The sequence below is a fragment of the Georgenia deserti genome, from assembly GCF_042680605.1.
Classification (GTDB): Bacteria; Actinomycetota; Actinomycetes; order Actinomycetales; family Actinomycetaceae; genus Allobogoriella; species Allobogoriella deserti.
In genome coordinates this window covers 299,279-314,773 of record NZ_JBHUEE010000001.1, presented here as the reverse complement: position 1 = coordinate 314,773, position 15,495 = coordinate 299,279, and the positions used below count along the sequence as shown (strand labels likewise).

Annotated in this window: 14 protein-coding genes; 1 reads left to right on the top strand and 13 read right to left on the bottom strand. The window is 71.3% G+C overall.

What is annotated here, in order from left to right:
• Positions 1–9: 9 nt before the first annotated feature.
• The 13 genes from nuoK to ACFSE6_RS01425 form a co-directional block, all read right to left on the bottom strand.
• Positions 10–309, bottom strand: coding sequence for an NADH-quinone oxidoreductase subunit NuoK (gene nuoK, locus ACFSE6_RS01485; RefSeq protein ID WP_388001927.1), 300 nt, complete (start codon positions 307–309; stop codon positions 10–12).
• On the bottom strand, positions 306–1,358 hold the full coding sequence (locus ACFSE6_RS01480; protein WP_388001926.1) for an NADH-quinone oxidoreductase subunit J: 1,053 nt from the start codon (positions 1,356–1,358) through the stop codon (positions 306–308). The genes nuoK and ACFSE6_RS01480 overlap by 4 nt, the downstream gene beginning before the upstream one ends.
• Positions 1,355–1,948 (bottom strand): NADH-quinone oxidoreductase subunit NuoI, encoded by a 594-nt coding sequence (gene nuoI / locus ACFSE6_RS01475; RefSeq protein WP_388002351.1) that lies wholly within the window; start codon positions 1,946–1,948, stop codon positions 1,355–1,357. The genes ACFSE6_RS01480 and nuoI overlap by 4 nt, the downstream gene beginning before the upstream one ends.
• A gap of 163 nt (positions 1,949–2,111) precedes the next feature.
• Positions 2,112–3,524, bottom strand: coding sequence for an NADH-quinone oxidoreductase subunit NuoH (gene nuoH / locus ACFSE6_RS01470; RefSeq protein WP_465254107.1), 1,413 nt, complete (start codon positions 3,522–3,524; stop codon positions 2,112–2,114).
• Positions 3,525–3,526: 2 nt separating this feature from the next.
• Complete coding sequence (locus ACFSE6_RS01465; protein ID WP_388001924.1) at positions 3,527–6,154, bottom strand: NADH-quinone oxidoreductase subunit G; 2,628 nt, start codon at positions 6,152–6,154, stop codon at positions 3,527–3,529.
• A complete protein-coding gene (nuoF, locus tag ACFSE6_RS01460) occupies positions 6,151–7,479 on the bottom strand; it encodes an NADH-quinone oxidoreductase subunit NuoF (RefSeq protein ID WP_388001923.1) in 1,329 nt (442 codons plus the stop codon). Before nuoF ends, ACFSE6_RS01465 begins: the two co-directional genes overlap by 4 nt.
• Entirely contained in the window at positions 7,476–8,378 is a 903-nt protein-coding gene (gene nuoE, locus ACFSE6_RS01455) for an NADH-quinone oxidoreductase subunit NuoE (protein ID WP_388001922.1), read from the bottom strand. The genes nuoF and nuoE overlap by 4 nt, the downstream gene beginning before the upstream one ends.
• On the bottom strand, positions 8,375–9,706 hold the full coding sequence (locus ACFSE6_RS01450; protein ID WP_388002350.1) for an NADH-quinone oxidoreductase subunit D: 1,332 nt from the start codon (positions 9,704–9,706) through the stop codon (positions 8,375–8,377). Before ACFSE6_RS01450 ends, nuoE begins: the two co-directional genes overlap by 4 nt.
• Positions 9,707–9,738: 32 nt before the next feature.
• The gene (locus ACFSE6_RS01445) at positions 9,739–10,548 is read right to left on the bottom strand and encodes an NADH-quinone oxidoreductase subunit C (protein WP_388001921.1); all 810 of its coding nucleotides are present in this window, start codon (positions 10,546–10,548) and stop codon (positions 9,739–9,741) included.
• 25 nt (positions 10,549–10,573) lie between these two features.
• Positions 10,574–11,128: an NADH-quinone oxidoreductase subunit B gene (locus tag ACFSE6_RS01440; RefSeq protein ID WP_388001920.1), complete on the bottom strand. Its 555-nt coding sequence runs from the start codon at positions 11,126–11,128 to the stop codon at positions 10,574–10,576.
• Positions 11,129–11,200: 72 nt separating this feature from the next.
• Entirely contained in the window at positions 11,201–11,563 is a 363-nt protein-coding gene (locus ACFSE6_RS01435; RefSeq protein WP_388001919.1) for an NADH-quinone oxidoreductase subunit A, read from the bottom strand.
• A gap of 163 nt (positions 11,564–11,726) precedes the next feature.
• Positions 11,727–13,103 (bottom strand): geranylgeranyl reductase family protein, encoded by a 1,377-nt coding sequence (locus ACFSE6_RS01430; RefSeq protein WP_388001918.1) that lies wholly within the window; start codon positions 13,101–13,103, stop codon positions 11,727–11,729.
• A 150-nt stretch (positions 13,104–13,253) separates the two neighbouring features.
• Positions 13,254–13,949 carry a demethylmenaquinone methyltransferase gene (locus ACFSE6_RS01425; RefSeq protein ID WP_388001917.1) on the bottom strand — a complete coding sequence of 232 codons (696 nt, stop codon included), beginning with the start codon at positions 13,947–13,949 and terminating at the stop codon, positions 13,254–13,256.
• A 65-nt stretch (positions 13,950–14,014) separates the two neighbouring features.
• On the opposite strand from ACFSE6_RS01425, the gene ACFSE6_RS01420 reads away from it, so the two are divergent.
• Positions 14,015–15,382: an isochorismate synthase gene (locus tag ACFSE6_RS01420; RefSeq protein ID WP_388001916.1), complete on the top strand. Its 1,368-nt coding sequence runs from the start codon at positions 14,015–14,017 to the stop codon at positions 15,380–15,382.
• Positions 15,383–15,495 lie beyond the last annotated feature (113 nt).

Below are 15,495 nucleotides of genomic sequence, written 5' to 3'. Positions count from 1 at the left end.
TCGGTCCCTTCAGCTCTTCAGCAGGCTGGCGTCGTCGACCGACGCGGACCTGCGGGTTCGGAAGATGGACACGATGATGGCCAGCCCGACGACGACCTCGGCCGCGGCAACCACCATGACGAAGAACGCCAGGACCTGGCCGGTCAGGTCGCCGTGGATCCGGGAAAAGGTCACCAGGGCCAGGTTCGAGGCGTTGAGCATGAGCTCGACGCCGAGGAGGGCGATGATCGCGTTGCGCCGCAGCAGCACGGCCGTGGCCCCGATCGCGAACAGGATGCCGGACAGGACCAGGTAGTTCACGAGACTCACTGCTGGTCCTCCCGGGTCGCAGTCTCCCCATCCGGTGCCTCGGCGGGCGGCGGGTCGATGCCGGCACGGTCATCGGCGGCCTCGACCTGATCCTGGTCACCGCGCGGCACTCCGATCCGTGGCCGCGGCGGCCCGTCGCCGCGCATGGACGGCATCTGAGCGCGGGTGACGGTGCGCGTGCCCTCGCCCCCCAGTGGCGAGGTGGCCTGGCCCATCGTGGCGCGGGTGAGCGCCTCGGCGGTCTCGGGGCTGACCTCCGCGATGGAACGCTCCTGGCCGCGGATCCGCAGCACTCGCGGGACGGAGGCCTCGAGCGGCTCACCGGTGGCGGACAGCGCGGGCAGGTCGGAGGCGTTGGACCGGGCGTACACCCCGGGTGCGGGCAGCTGGTTGAGCCGGCCGGTGCCGCGCCGGTAGGCATCCATCTTGGCGTTCGCGACCTCCTCCTGGCTGAACTTGCGTCCGAGCCGCTGCCGGTGCGTCAGGGTGACGGCTCCGACGGCGGCGGTGATGAGCAACAGGCCGGTCAGCTCCATCGCGAAGACGTTGTCCGAGAAGATCAGCCGGGCCACGCCCACGGGGTTGGTGTCGGCGTTGGCCGACTCCAGCCCGGCCGGGGCGGGTGTGGTGGCTCGGAGCACGACGCCGGCGAGCAGGGCGGCGAGCCCGAGACCTGCCAGACCGGCGAACCAGCGCTGCCCACGGATGGTCTCGTGCAGGGAGTCCGAGGCATCGACGCCCACGAGCATGAGCACGAAGAGGAACAGCATCATGATCGCGCCGGTGTACACCACCACCTGGGCGACACCGAGGAAGGTGGCGTCCTGGGCGATGTACATGGCGGCGATGCACACCATGACGAGCACCACGGCCATCGCGGCGTAGACGGCACGGCGGGAGAACAACAGCCCGAGCGCGGCGAGCACCATGACCGGCGCGAGGATCCAGAAGAGCACCGTCTCACCACTCGACGCGGTGGCGGTCCCCGGCCCCTGGGCTGCCTGCGCCAGGACGGGTGCCAGGACGGGTGCGGCGGTCGCGGGCGTCACTGCCGGCCCCCGGTGGGGGCCACGGGTCGCGCGGTCTCCAGGGTGGGCTCGTCCGGCCGGTGCCGGCGGACCCACTCGACCTGCTCCTCGGTGGGACCAGTGACATCCCCGCGGTAGTAGTCGTCGTCGTCCGTGCCTTCGACCATCGGATGCGGGGCGGCGAGCATGCCGTCGAGCATGGGGGCCAGCAGATCCTGCTTCTCGTAGATCTGGCTCTCGCGTGTCGGGCCGGCGAGCTCGTACTCGTTCGTCATCGTCAGCGCGCGGGTGGGGCACGCCTCGATGCACAGGCCGCAGAGGATGCACCGCAGGTAGTTGATCTGATAGACGCGGCCGTACCGTTCGCCCGGCGAGTACTGGGCATCGGGGGTGTTGTCGCCGGCCTCGACGAGGATGGCGTCCGCCGGGCACGCCCAGGCGCACAGCTCGCAGCCGATGCACTTCTCCAGGCCGTCGGCGTACCGGTTGAGCTGGTGCCGGCCGTGGTACCGCGGCTGGGTGGGAACTTTCTCGAACGGGTACTGCTCGGTGACGGTGGGCCGAAACATCGAGGAGATCGTCACGCCGAACCCGGCGACGGGCGCGAACATCCGCCCGATCGGCCCCTTCTGCTCCGGGGCGAGCTCGGGTGGCAGCTCGCGTCGCTTCTCGACCTGACCGCTGGTGCGGCGCTTGTCCGGGCGGGCGGGCCGGTCCTGCCGCTCCGGGCGCGCCTGCTTGCCGGCGCGGGCCTTGCGGTCGTCGCGGCGGTCCTCAGGCATCGTCACCCTCCTTCTCGGTGGTGGTCGTGGTGCCTGCCTTCGTCACGGCGGCGGACGTCTCACGCCGTCGCCGCTCGCGGGGCGAGGGGGGCAGCTTCTGGCCGGGCAGGGGCGGTACCGGGTAGCCGCCGGCGAACGGGTCGAACGTCTCGTCGGCCGGCAGTACGTCGGTCCGGTGCCGCGGGGTCGCCGGCACATCCGCGCGTCCGCCCGGCTCAGCGGTGTCCTCACGCCCGTCCTTCTTCTCCGGCCAGACGAGCATGACGACCATGAGGACGGCGAAGATCCCGGCGATCCACAGCAGCATGGTGCGCAGGTCGACCTCGGCGAACTGGCGCACGCCCTGGACGATCGAGACGAGGACCAGCCACACGAGCGCGGCGGGGATGAGGATCTTCCAGCCGAGGTTCATGAACTGGTCGTAGCGGAAGCGCAGCAACGTGGCGCGCAGCCAGAACATGAAGAACATGCCCAGCCACACCTTGCCGACGAACCACAGCAACGGCCACCAACCGGTGTTCAGCACACCGTCGCCGATCAACGTCAGCGGCCACGGGGCGTGCCAGCCGCCGAGGAACAGCGTGGTTGCCACCGCCGAGACGTTGAACATGTTGATGTACTCGGCGAGGAAGAACCAGGCGAACTTCATCGACGTGTACTCGACCATGTGTCCGGCGACCAGCTCGCCCTCGGCCTCCGGGAGGTCGAACGGGAGCCGGTTGACCTCACCGACCATCGAGACGAGGTAGACGAGGAACGCCGGGGCGAGCGCGATGCACCACCACAGCTGCGTCTGCGCGTCCACGATCTGCGAGGTCGACAGCGAGCCCGAGACGAGGAAGACGCTGACGAGCGAGAGGCCCATGGCCAGCTCGTAGGAGATGACCTGCGCCGACGAGCGCACCGATCCCAGCAGCGGGTAGGTGGAGTTCGACGCCCACCCCCCAAGCACGATGCCGTACACGCCGAGCGCCGTGACGGCCAGGATGTACAGCACGGCGACCGGCATGTCGGTCAGCTGCAGCGGGGTGACGACGCCGAAGATCGAGACCTCGGGGCCGAACGGGATGACCGCCATGACCAGCAGCGCGCTGGTCACCGCGATGAGCGGCGCGAGGACGTAGATGACTTTGTCCGCGCCCTTGATCGAGAAGTCTTCCTTGAGCAGGAGCTTGATGGCGTCGGCGAGCGACTGCAGCAGGCCGAACGGCCCGTGCACGTTCGGTCCGGGACGGGTCTGCATCCGGGCGAGCACCTTGCGCTCGGCCCAGATCGCCACCAGCACGGACAGCAGCAGGAAGACCAGGATGCCGACGGACTTGATCACCCAGATCCACCAGGTGTCGTTGCTGAAGTCGGCGGTGGGCGCGGCAGCCGCGGCCACGACGGTTCCGGTCGTCGTCACGTTCACTGAGTCACCTCTCCCGCGCGGATGCCGACGACGGCGCCGGCCCCGACACCGAGGGTCTCCCGGGCGTGCGATCCGGGTGAGTTGGCAGGGAGCCACACGACGTGGTCGGGCATCGGCGTCGTCGCCAGCGGCAGGCTGATCGATCCGGCCGGTCCGGTCACGCTGACCCGGTCGCCATCGACGACGCCGAGCGCAGCGGCGGTCTCCCGGCTGAGCCGGACCACCGGGCGGTGCGCGGTACCGGCCAGGTGCGGTTCGCCGTCCTGTCCGCGGCCGGAGTCGAGCTGGAGCTTCCACGTCGCGAGCACGGCCTCGCCCTCGCGCGGCTGTGGGACCGGCGCCGCCGCCGTCCGGAGCGCGGGAGCGGACCCCGGCGCGTGCTCGTAGAGGTCGCCGAGCTCGGTGTGCAGCGCGTCGAGGTCGTCCACGCGCAGGTCGGTGCCGAGCTCGGCGGCGAGCCGGGCCAGGACCTCCCGGTCGGACAGTGCGCGGGAGGCGAGCACTTGTCCGAACGGGCGGGCGCGACCTTCCCAGTTGAGGAACGTGCCGGCTTTCTCAGCCGGCGGCGCGACCGGGAGGACGACGTCCGCGTGCTGGGTGATCTCCGAGCGCCGGACCTCGAGCTGGAGCAGGAACCCGGCGGCGGCGAAGGCCTCGCGCGCGACGGTGACGTCCGGCAGGTCGACCGGCTCGAGGCCGCCGACGACGAGGCCGGAGAGATCGCCGTCACGGGCGGCGGCGAGGATGCCACCGAGGTCCCGTCCGGGCTCGGCCGGCAGGGAGTCGGTGTGCCACAGGGCTCCGGTGTCCACCCGTGCGGTCGTGTCGGTCACCGCGCGGGCGCCGGGCAGCAGGCCCGGGAGCAGGCCGGCCTCGACGGCGCCGCGGTCCCCGGCCCGTCGCGGCACCCAGGCGAGGCGGGCTCCGGTCCGTTCCGCGAGTTGCGCGGCGGCGGTCAGGGTGCCGGGGACCTCGGCGGCCCGTTCCCCCACGAGGACCACGGCGCCGTCACCGGCGAGCGCCTCGGCCAGGTCGGCGTGGTCGCCGCCCTCGTGGACCGCGGACAGGACCTCCGGTTCGGTGCCGGGCGCTGCCGCGAGGAGCCGGGCGCGCATCTTGGCGCTCCCGCGGGTGGCCCAGGGCGCGATCGTGGTCACGTGGACGGTGCCGGCGAGGACGCCCTTGCGTAGCCGCAGGAAGATCGTGCCGCACTCGTCCTCGGGCTCCAGTCCGACGAGGAGGACCTCTCCGGCGGTCTCGAGGTCGGAGTAGGTGACCTCGAGGCTGCGGCCGGCGACGTGACCGGCCAGGAAGGCGGCCTCCTCGTCGCTGTGCGGGCGTGCCCGGTGGTCGACGTCGTTGGTGCCCAGGACGGTGCGGGCGAACTTCGACCACGCATAGGCGTCCTCGAGCGTGAGCCGGCCGCCAGGCAGCAGTCCGACTCCCCCGTTCTCGCGGGCACTGCGCAGCCCGGCGGCCGCGACGTCGAGGGCGTCGGCCCAGCTGGTGGGCACCAGCTCGCCCGTGTCCGGCTCGCGCACCAGCGGGGTGGTGAGCCGGTCGGGGGCGGACTGCCAGGTGAAGGCGAACCGGTCCTTGTCGGTGATCCACTCCTCGTTGACCTCGGGGTCCTCGCCGGCGAGACGGCGCAGGACCACGCCGCGGCGGTGGTCCACGCGGATCGCGCTGCCGCCGGCGTCGTGCTCGGCGACCGACGGGGTCGAGACGAGGTCGAAGGGCCGGGACCGGAATCGGTAGGACGCGGAGGTCAGGGCACCGACCGGGCAGATCTGGATGGTGTTGCCGGAGAAGTAGGAGGCGAACGGGCGGCCGGAGGTGTCGCTCTCGGCGACGCCGAGCGGGCCGGCGGCGAGTCCGTCGGTGAGGCCGGGCTCGCCCCGCGGCCCGACGAGGTCGGTGGCGAGCACCGTCGGCTCCTCCTCACCGGAGGAGGTGAAGTGCAGGACGTGCTCGTCGAAGGTGCCGATCTGGGATCCGTTGACGCCGTGGACCTCCTCGCCCGGAGTCCCGCCGCCGCGTCCCTGCAGCGCGATGAACGGGTCGCCGGCGATCTCGTCGGAGAACCGGGTGCACCGCTGGCACAGGATGCACCGATCGCGGTCGAGCAGGATCTCGGTGGAGACCTTGATCGGCTTGGGGAAGGTGCGCTTGATGTCGGTGAACCGGCTGGCGGCCCGGCCGTTGCTCATCGCCTGGTTCTGCAGCGGGCACTCGCCGCCCTTGTCGCAGACCGGGCAGTCCAGCGGGTGGTTGATCAGGAGGAACTCCATGATCCCGTGCTGAGCCTTCTCCGCCACCTCCGAGGTGTGCTGGGTGGCGACGACCATGCCGGGGGTGGCCTCGATCGTGCACGAGGTCTGCGGCTTGGGCATCGGGCGCAGGTTGCCCTCACGGTCCGGGGCGGAGACGTCGACGAGGCACTGTCGACAGGCCCCGGCGGGCTTGAGCAGCGGGTGGTCGCAGAACCGGGGAATCTGGATCCCCGCCTGTTCGGCGGCGCGGATGACGAGGGTGCCCTTGGGCACCTCGACCTCGACGCCGTCGATGGTGACCGTGATCATCTCGACGTCGGCGGCGCGGTCGGTCCGGGCGGTCGCGGTCATCGGGGGACACCTGCCTCAAAGACGGCCGAGGCCTCGTAGGGGAAGAGCTCCCAGGCCGGGGTGTGGGTGCCGGCCTCGAACTCGGAGCGGAAGTGCTTGATGCCGCTCTGGATCGGCGTCGCGGACGCGTCACCCAGGGCGCAGAACGAGCGGCCGGCGATGTTGGCGGAGACGTCGAGCAGGAGGTCGATGTCGCTCGGTTTGCCCTCGCCGGCCTCGAGGCGGTGCATGACCTGCTTCATCCAGTAGGTGCCTTCCCGGCAGGGCGTGCACTTGCCGCAGGACTCGTGCTGGTAGAAGTCGGTCCAGCGGGCGATCACCCGCACCACCGAGGTGGTCTCGTCGAAGACCATCAGGGCCCGGGTGGCCAGCATCGAGCCGGCGGCGCCCACGGACTCGTAGTCGAGCGGGACGTCGAGCTCGGCGTCGGTGAGGATGGGGGTGGAGGAGCCGCCCGGCGTCCAGAACTTCAGCCGGTGACCGTCGCGGATCCCGCCGGCCATCTCGATGAGCTCGCGCATCGTGATGCCGAGCGGCGCTTCGAACTGCCCGGGGTTCGTCACGTGCCCGGAGACGGAGAACAGGCCGTGGCCGGCGGACTTCTCGGTGCCCATCGCGGTGAACCAGTCGACGCCGTTGGCGATGATCGCCGGGACGGATGCGATCGACTCGACGTTGTTCAGCACCGTCGGGCGGGCGTACAGGCCCGCCACCGCCGGGAACGGGGGCTTCAGGCGCGGCTGGCCGCGCAGGCCCTCGAGCGAGTCGAGCAGGGCGGTCTCCTCGCCGCAGATGTACGCCCCGGCGCCGGCGTGCACGGTGATCTCGAGGTCGACGTCGCCGTTGGGGCCGACGCCTTTTCCGATGAGGCCGGCCTCGCGGGCCTCCCGCACGGCCTGCAGCAGCCGCCGGTAGACGTGCGCCACCTCCCCGCGCAGGTAGATGAACGCGTGGTGCCCGCCGATGGCGTAGGAGGTGATCGCCACTCCCTCGATCAGCGCGTGCGGGTTCGCGAGCATGAGCGGGACATCCTTACAGGTGCCCGGCTCGGATTCGTCGGCGTTGACGACGAGGTAGCGCGGCCCGCCGTCCGGCGGCGGAAGGAAGGACCACTTGAGTCCGGCGGGGAAGCCGGCGCCGCCGCGGCCCCGCAGGCCGGAGGCCTTCACCGTCTCGACGATGTCCTCGGGGGCCATGGTCAGCGCCTTGTCCCAGGCGCGGTAGCCGCCGTGGTCGCGGTAGACGTCCAGCTTCCAGGAGTTCTCGACGTCCCAGATGTCCGACAGGACCGGCGTGAGCCGGTCGACCGTGTACTCGGTCGTCATGACTTCTCCTCGTCGGTCCGCGCCGCCCGGTCGGGCCGCTCGGGCTCAGCCTCGCCGGCCGCCTCGTCGGTCTTCGTTGGTGCGTGTCCGGCCGGCCGTTCGGCGCTGGAGGACTCGTCGCCGACCGGGGCGGTGCCGGAGGTCTCGGCGCCGGCGACGTCGGCCGTGGGCTCGGTGACCTCCTCGCCCGGGCGGTCCTCGGCCCGTTCCGCCGCGACGCGGTCGGCCGGCCGGGGGCTCGTCCAGCCGTTCTCGCGAGCGATGCGCAGGCCCAGGAGGGTCGCCTCGCCGGCGCCGACCCCCTCGTCGGCCCGGCCGTCCTCGAACCCGGCCAGCAGGTGGGAGATCTCCTTGAAGGTCGCGACCGTCTCGGCGCCGCGGGTGGGCCGGACGGGCTCGCCCGCGGTGATGGTGTCGACCAGATCGACGGCGCTGGCCGGGGTCTGGTTGTCGAAGAACTCCCAGTTGACCATGATCACCGGGGCGTAGTCGCAGGCCGCGTTGCACTCGACCTGCTCGAGGGTGATCTTGCCGTCCGCCGTCGTCTCGTCGTGGCCGATGCCGAGGTGCTGGCAGAGCCGGTCCCAGATGATGTCGCCACCCATGACGGCGCACAGTGCGTTGGTGCAGACGCCGACGGTGTACTCGCCGTTCGGGTGGCGCTTGTACTGGGTGTAGAAGGTAGCGACGGCGCTGACCTCCGCCCGGGTGAGCTCCAGGATGTCCGCGCAGAGCGCGATGCCGCGCGGGGAGACGTAACCGTCCTCGGACTGGACCAGGTGCAGCAGCGGCAACAGGGCGGACCGGGCGTCCGGGTAGCGCGCGACGATCTCGGCGGCCTCTCTCCGCAGGCGCGCCTCGACGTCGTGGGCGTAGAACTCGCGGGTGGTCGCGGTCATCGGTCCACACCTCCGAGTACCGGGTCGATCGAGGCGAGCGTGACCACCAGGTCGGCCAGCTGGCCTCCCTCGGCCATGATCGCCGTCGCCTGCAGGTTGGAGTACGAGGGGTCCCGGAAGTGGGCCCGGTACGGCCGGGTGCCGCCGTCGGAGACCACGTGCACGCCGAGGATCCCACGGGAGTGCTCGATCGACTGATGCGCCTGGCCGGCGGGCACCCGGAACCCTTCGGTGACCAGTTTGAAGTGGTGGATCAGGGACTCCATGGAGGTCGACATGATCTGCCGGATGTGCTCCAGGCTGTTGCCCTGCCCGTCGGACCCCACCGAGAGCTGAGCGGGCCAGGCGATCTTCTTGTCGGCGACCATGACCGGTCCCTCGCGCTGCTCGAGCCGTTCGAGTGCCTGGAGGATGATCTTGATCGACTCGTAGCACTCCTCGAACCGGACCTGGGTGCGGTTGTAGTTGTCGGAGTAGTCCCGGGTCGGGACCTCGAAGTCGTAGGTCTCGTAGCCGCAGTAGGGCTGGGTCTTGCGCAGGTCCAGCGGGAGCCCTGCGGCACGGACCGACGGCCCGGTCAGCCCGAGCGCCATCGCGGCCGAGAGAGAGACGTAGCCGACCTCCTGCTGACGCAGCTTGAAGATCGGGTTCTCCTGGGTCAGGTCCTGCAGCTCCTTGACCGACAGACGGATGTTCGGCAGCAGTTCACGGATGTAGTCGGTGGTGCCCGGAGGCAGGTCCTGGGCGACACCGCCGGGGCGGATGTAGGCGTGGTTCATCCGCAGGCCGGTGATCCGCTCGAAGATCCGCAGGATGTCCTCGCGCCCGCGGAAGGCGACCGTCATCATCGTGGTCGCGCCGAGCTCGTTGCCGCCGGTGCCGATCGCCACAAGGTGGGAGGCGATGCGGTTGAGCTCCATGAGGAGGACCCGGATGGTCGTGGCGCGCTCGGGCACCTCGCCGGTGATGCCGAGCAGCTTCTCGACCGCAAGGCAGTACGCGACCTCCTGGTAGAACGGGCCCACGTAGTCCATGCGGGTACAGAACGTCACACCCTGCGTCCAGGTGCGGAACTCCATGTTCTTCTCGATGCCGGTGTGCAGATACCCGGTCCCGAGACGCAGCTCGCGCACGATCTCGCCGTCGAGCTCGAGGACGACGCGCAGCACCCCGTGAGTGGAGGGGTGCACCGGGCCCATGTTGACGACGATGCGTTCCTCGCCGAGACGCTCGGCCTCGGCGGTGATCTCGGCCCAGTCGCCGCCGTCGGCGACGAACTCCGGGGCGCCGGTGGGCTCGGCCTCCTCCGTGGCCGGGCCCGTCGCCATCGGGCGGGAGAAGTTCGTGGACTGCTGCGCCATCAGTGGTACGACCTCCGGCTGTCCGGTGGCGGAACGACGGCGCCCTTGTACTCCACCGGGATGCCGCCGAGCGGGTAGTCCTTGCGTTGCGGGTGACCGACCCAGTCGTCCGGCATGAGGGACCGGGCGAGGTCGGGGTGGCCGGTGAAGACGATGCCGAACATGTCCCACGTCTCGCGTTCGTGCCAGTCGTTGCCCGGGTAGGTGTCGACGACGCTCGGGATGGTGGCGTCCTCGTCCGGGCAGGTGACCTCGAGGCGCAGTTCGCGGGTGTGAGTGACGGACATGAGGTGGTAGACGGCGTGCAGTTCACGGCCGGCGTCGTGCGGGTAGTGGACGCCAGAGACGCCGAGGCACAGTTCGAAGCGCAGGTCCTGGTCGTCGCGCAGCGCGCGGGCGACCAAGGGCAGGTGCTGACGGGCGACGAAGATCGTCAGCTCGCCGCGGTCGACGACGACCTTCTCGAGCGCCTCGTCGGCGTCGATACCCTGCTCGGTGAGCAGCTCGATGAGGATGTCGACGACCTCGTCGAACCATCCGCCGTACGGCCGTTCGGCGGCAGGCGGCAGTGAGATCTCGGAGACGAGGCCGCCGTAGCCGGAGGTGTCTCCCGAGCCCTCGACTCCGAAGAGCCCGCGACGGGTGTCCACGACCTCCAGGCGGCGGCGCGCCCCCGGCTCCGCGGGCACGTTCTGTCCGCCGGCCTCCAGGGCCGCCGCCGTGGGCCGCTGCCCGACCTCGGCGTCACCGCCGCCGGGCTTGACGGTGCGAGCGGCGTCGCGGGCGTCGCGCTTGTCCTCCTCACTCATGCTGCACCTCCCTCATCCGGTGCGCTCATGCCAGCAGTCCCTTCATCCGGCTCGTCGGCGTGGCCTCGAGTGCGGCCTCCTCGGCGGCACGGGCAGCTTCCTCACGGTTGACGCCGAGCGGGGCGTTCTTGATCTGCTCGTGCAGCTCGAGGATCGCGTTGATGAGCATCTCGGGCCGGGGCGGGCAGCCGGGCAGGTAGATGTCCACCGGCACCACGTGGTCCACGCCCTGGACGATCGCGTAGTTGTTGAACATCCCCCCGGAGGAGGCGCAGACGCCCATCGAGATGACCCACTTCGGCTCAGGCATCTGGTCGTAGATGGTGCGCACGACGGGGGCCATCTTGTGACTGACCCGGCCCGAGACGATCATGAGGTCCGCGTGCCGTGGCGAGGCACGGAAGACCTCCATGCCGTAGCGGGAGATGTCGAAGCGCGGCGTACCGACAGCCATCATCTCGATGGCGCAGCAGGCCAGGCCCATGGTCACGGGCCAGACCGAACCCTTGCGGGCGAGTCCGACGATCTTCTCGACGGTGCCGAGCGCGAACCCGGCGGGCACCTTCTCCTCGAGACCCATGTCTGCCTCCTCTCAGCCCCGAACTGCGGGCGTTCGCTCCGTGGTTCGGGCCGGTCGTCCCGGTCGCGTCCGTCAGTCCCAGTCGAGCCCGCCGCGGCGCCACTCGTAGAGGTAGGGCACCGTGATGAGGGCGATGAACAGCAGCATGGCCACGAGCCCGAACACGGCCAGCTCGGAGAACGCCACCGCCCACGGGTAGAGGAAGACCACCTCGATGTCGAAGATGATGAACGTCATCGCGACGAGGTAGTACTTCACCGGGAAACGGCCGGCGTGCGCGGCGCGCGGCGTCGGGTCGATGCCGCACTCGTAGTTGGCGACCTTGACCCGGTTGTACCGCTTCGGCCCGACGATCTGTGACGTGGCGATGCCGCCGAGCGCCATCACGGCAGCCACGCCCGCCATGATCAGCAGCGGGACGTACGGGTTCGTCATCGTGCCTCCGTCGGTGTGCCGCATGGATCGTCGACAAATGTGACGACCGTCTCGTCGCCAGCGTACGACGTCCGCGCCGGTTCGTTCGCCAGACGCGGTCGCCACCGCCGTGTCGCCGCCCCTCGGCGGCTCGTCCTGCCCAGCTCCGTTGCTGACCCCGTGCTCATGACGCCGGCGCCACCTTGGTCAGGGCCGTGAGGGTCCGGTCCATCCAGTCCCCGCCACGACGGTCGAACCCGTCCGAGAGGAGCTTCATCACCAGCCGCATCAACGTCGGCCGGGGCAGGCCGTACCTGACGCACAGCCGCATCACCTCGGGCCGTTCGATGAGCCGGGCGAAGGCCTGCCCGAGCGAGTAGTACCCGCCGAGCTCCTCCGCGAGGATCGCCGGATAGGTTCGCAGTGTCTTCTCGCGGGCGTAGCCGGACGAGCGCGCCAGCGCCTGGCCGACGACGTCCGCCGCGATCCGCCCGGACTGCAGGGCGTAGGCGATCCCTTCGCCGTTGAACGGCGAGACCATGCCACCGGAATCACCCACGAGCAGCAGGCCCTGCGTGTAGTGCGGCTTGCGGTTGAACGCCATGGGCAGCGCCGCCGAGCGCAGGTCGCCGATCTGGTTCTCCGGGGTGAACCCCCACTCCGCGGGGACGTTGCGCATCCACGTGCGGAACATCGCCTTGTAGTCCAGGCCGGTGGGCCGGGCCGTGGACGAGAGGGAGCCGAGGCCGACGTTCACGGTGCCGTCACCGAGGGCGAAGATCCAGCCGTAGCCGGGCATGAGCTTCGACCGACCCGGCTCGCCGTCCCAGAGCTCGAGGTGGGACTCCATCATCGGGTCATCGTGCCGGGGCGAGCGGAAGTACGTGCGGACCGCGACGCCCATCGGCCGTTTGACGTTCTTCTCCACGCCCACGGCGGTCGCGAGCCGTGCGGAGACCCCGCCGGCGTCGAGGACGACGGGCGCACGGAAGGTGACGTCCTCCCCCGTGCGGCGTCCACGCTCGTCGACCGGCCGGGCACGGACCCCGAGGATGCGCCCGGAGCGCTCGTGGCGCACCGGCCCCGTGACCGACATCCCCTCGCGCAGCCTCGCCCCGGAGCGTTCGGCATGCCGGGCGAGGGTCTCGTCGAGGCCGACGCGGGCGCGCGCCAGCCCGTAGGAGGGCATCTCCGCAAGCTCCGGCCACGGGATCTCGAAGGTGTGGCCCGCGCCGTGGGCGCGCAGGCCCCAGTTGCGGATCCAGCCGTCGGACTCGCGGGTCGGGACCCCCATCCGGATCAGTTCGGCCACCGCTCGCGGGGTGAGGCCGTCTCCACAGACCTTGTCGCGCGGGAAACGGGCCTTCTCGAGCAGCAGCACCTCCAGGCCAGTCCGGGCGAGGTAGTGCGCCGCGGCGGCCCCCCCGGGCCCCGCCCCGACGACGATCACGTCGGCCTCGTCCGCGCCACCGAGGGTCTGCGGCGTCGGGGCAGGCGAGGGCGCGCTGGCAGCGCCGTCACCGGACGGCGTCTCCGCGCGCGCAGCTGTACCCAACGTCATCGCTCCAGGACAGGTGGTGGGCCGATGTGGCCCACCGCGAGTCTACGAGGGCCGCATTCGGGCGTCTTGTTAGGGTCGCCTAACCCCGGCTGGTCGTGTCCCCTCTTCGTCATGCTGTCCCGCGAGGTCCCGGTTCGGCACGGCGTCCGCTCAGTCCGGCCGCACCCCGCGGTGGATGGCGACGACGCCGCCGGAGAGGTTGCGGTAGGCGACGTCGCGCCAGCCGGCGCGGCGGATGAGGCGACCGAGTGCCATCTGGTCCGGCCAGGCGCCGATCGAGTCGGCGAGATAGCTGTAGGCCTCGGTGTTCGAGGAGACCAGCGAGGCGACCCGCGGAAGCACCGTCGTCAGGTAGTACTCGTAGGCCGCCCGGAAGGGTGCCCACGTCGGCCGGGAGAACTCGCAGACCACAAGGCGGCCACCTGGCCGGGTGACCCGCAGCATTTCCCGCAACGCGCGGCTGGGTTCGGCGACGTTGCGCAGCCCGAAGGAGATGGTGACGACGTCGAAGGCCTCGTCGGCGAACGGCAGCTGGGTGGCGTCGCCGGCCACGAAGGACAGGTCAGGCCGCCGGCGCTTGCCGACGTCGAGCATGCCGGTGGAGAAGTCGCACGGGATGACGTCGATGCCGGCGTCGGCGTACTCCTCCGCGGAGGTCCCGGTTCCGGCGGCGAGGTCGAGCACCCGGTCGCCCGGCCGCGCGCCGGCCGCCTTTCGGGTGGCGACCCGCCAGATCCGGTCCTGCCAGAGCGAGAGGACGTCATTGGTCAGGTCGTAACGGCGCGCGACGCCGTCGAACATGCCCGCCACCTCACGGGGGTCCTTCTCCAGGCTCGCTCGGCTCATGCGCTCCATCATCCCAGTTCCGCACGAGCGGACCAGCACATGGCGGGCCAGTACTGTTGCGCGTGATGCCTCCGTCCTCCTCCTCCGGTCCGCGGCCCGCCGGACGTGACGGCGTTCCCGCCCTGCGGCCGGTGCCCGTCGGCGCCGAGGCCGAGCTGCTGGTGCGTACCCGCGAAATCGCCGACCCGGGCGACCTGGCGGCGCTGCTGCCGTCGGCCGACCCGACCCAGACGTTCTCCTGGGTGCGGCGTGGCGACGGGCTCGTCGGCTGGGGCACGGCGCTGCGGATCGACACGTCCGGCCCGGACCGGATCCGGGAGGCGGACACGGCCTGGGCGCGCGCGGTCGCGGGCATGGCCGTGGAGGACGAGGTCGCAGCCACCGGGACCGGCCCCGTCGCGTTCGGCTCGTTCGCTTTCGCCCCGTCCTCGAGCGCGGGCGGCACGCTGGTGGTTCCGCGGGTCGTCGTCGGCCGCCGCGAAGGCCGGGCCTGGATGACGACGGCGACCACGCTGCCGGACGGACAGGAACCGCGCCTTCCGGAGCCCGAGCCGGTGCGCACGCCGGGACGGGTGACCTACGCCGACGGCGCCCTGACCGCGCAGGAGTGGTCGAGCGCGGTCGCCGAGGTGGTGCGGCGGATCACCGCGGGCGAGGTCTCGAAGGTGGTCATGGCCCGCGACGTCGTGGCGCGGACCGAGCGCGAGGTGGACGTCCGCCACCTCCTCGGCCGGCTGGCGGAGAGCTACGACTGGTGCTGGACGTTCAGCGTCGACGGGCTGGTCGGCGCCACACCCGAGCTGCTCGTACGCCGGGAGAAGGGCCTGGCGGCGAGCCGGGTGCTGGCCGGGACGATCCGGCGTACCGGGGACGACGCGGACGACCTGCGCCACGCGGCCCAACTCGCGCGGTCCTCCAAGGACCTCGAGGAGCACGAGTTCGCCGTCGCCTCGCTGGTGCGGGCGCTGCGGCCGTACTGTGCGTCCATCAACGTGCCGGACGCCCCGTTCGTGCTCCACCTGCCCAACGTCATGCACCTCGCCACGGACATCACCGGGGTGGTCGACGGTGCGTTCGGCCACCCCAGTACCTTCCCCGCCCACTCCCCCGGCGGTCTCGGCCCGTCCAGCCTGTCGCTCGCGGCGGCGCTGCACCCGACGGCGGCGGTCGGCGGGACGCCGACCGCCGAGGCGACGGCGATCCTGCGGGAGGCCGAGGCGATGGATCGGCGCCGGTACGCCGGTCCGGTCGGCTGGATCGGGCACGACGGCGACGGCGAGTGGGGCATCGGTCTGCGGTCCGGTGAGATCGGTGCCGACCGGCGCCGGCTGCGGCTCTTCGCCGGGTGCGGTGTCGTGGCGGCGTCCGACCCCGGCGCCGAGCTGGCCGAGGCCGAGGCGAAGTTCGAGGTCATGCGCACGGCCCTCGGCTGAGCCGCACGCCCGACCGCGCTCGCGCATCCCGCCCCCGCCGAGAGCGGAAACCTGAGTCTTGAGCGGACGTTCAAACGTCCGCTCAAGACTTGATCGTCCGCTCTCGCCGAAGG

Excerpts from the sequence above, each read along its gene's own strand:
- ACFSE6_RS01440 (WP_388001920.1), bottom strand. The coding sequence starts at position 11,128 with ATGGGTCTCGAGGAGAAGGTGCCCGCCGGGTTCGCGCTCGGCACCGTC.
- ACFSE6_RS01425 (WP_388001917.1), bottom strand. The coding sequence starts at position 13,949 with ATGAGCCGAGCGAGCCTGGAGAAGGACCCCCGTGAGGTGGCGGGCATG.
- ACFSE6_RS01445 (WP_388001921.1), bottom strand. The coding sequence starts at position 10,548 with ATGAGTGAGGAGGACAAGCGCGACGCCCGCGACGCCGCTCGCACCGTC.
- nuoE (WP_388001922.1), bottom strand. The coding sequence starts at position 8,378 with ATGACCGCGACCACCCGCGAGTTCTACGCCCACGACGTCGAGGCGCGC.
- ACFSE6_RS01420 (WP_388001916.1), top strand. The coding sequence starts at position 14,015 with ATGCCTCCGTCCTCCTCCTCCGGTCCGCGGCCCGCCGGACGTGACGGC.
- ACFSE6_RS01450 (WP_388002350.1), bottom strand. The coding sequence starts at position 9,706 with ATGGCGACGGGCCCGGCCACGGAGGAGGCCGAGCCCACCGGCGCCCCG.
- nuoI (WP_388002351.1), bottom strand. The coding sequence starts at position 1,948 with ATGTTCGCGCCCGTCGCCGGGTTCGGCGTGACGATCTCCTCGATGTTT.
- ACFSE6_RS01465 (WP_388001924.1), bottom strand. The coding sequence starts at position 6,154 with ATGACCGCGACCGCCCGGACCGACCGCGCCGCCGACGTCGAGATGATC.
- nuoF (WP_388001923.1), bottom strand. The coding sequence starts at position 7,479 with ATGACGACCGAGTACACGGTCGACCGGCTCACGCCGGTCCTGTCGGAC.
- ACFSE6_RS01435 (WP_388001919.1), bottom strand. The coding sequence starts at position 11,563 with ATGACGAACCCGTACGTCCCGCTGCTGATCATGGCGGGCGTGGCTGCC.
- ACFSE6_RS01430 (WP_388001918.1), bottom strand. The coding sequence starts at position 13,103 with ATGACGTTGGGTACAGCTGCGCGCGCGGAGACGCCGTCCGGTGACGGC.